The sequence below is a fragment of the Pseudoalteromonas sp. c7(2019) genome, assembly GCF_011378625.1.
In the GTDB taxonomy this organism is placed as follows: Bacteria; Pseudomonadota; Gammaproteobacteria; order Enterobacterales; family Alteromonadaceae; genus Pseudoalteromonas; species Pseudoalteromonas arctica.
Genome location: NZ_WTKS01000098.1, coordinates 1 through 404 on the forward strand (window position 1 = coordinate 1; position 404 = coordinate 404).

Genomic DNA, 404 nt, shown 5'->3' on the forward strand with positions numbered 1-404 from the left:
CTAATGCCGATCATTTAAGAATTAGTTAATAGCACTTGAACGATCTTCTAGGTATGTAAGAATCCGAATTCTTTTGTAGAATTCGGATTTTTTTATGCAACTTTCTAATGCTCTCGATATTATTAACAACAGCAAACCTAATGACGTTGAAACACTCGCAGACTTACTCCCTTTATCTCTTATCGAAGAAGCCTATGCACTGACCGAAACCGTTACACTACGAAAAAGAAAACTAACCCTAGAATCGATGGCTTGGTTGTTGATCGGGATGGTTATTTATAATGACAAATCGATGGCCGATGTCGTTAATATGCTCGACATTGTTGACCGCGAGGGTAAGCCATTTGTTGCGCCAAGTGCTTTAACTCAGCGTCGTAAAAACCTAGGTGAAGCCGCCATGAAAG

At 39.9% G+C, this 404-nt stretch carries 1 protein-coding gene; it reads left to right on the forward strand.

Going from position 1 to position 404, the window contains the following annotated elements; genetic code table 11:
• Positions 1 to 94: 94 nt before the first annotated feature.
• Positions 95 to 404: transposase domain-containing protein (locus tag GQR38_RS20160; protein WP_206006364.1), on the forward strand; the 310-nt coding region annotated here is incomplete at its 3' end.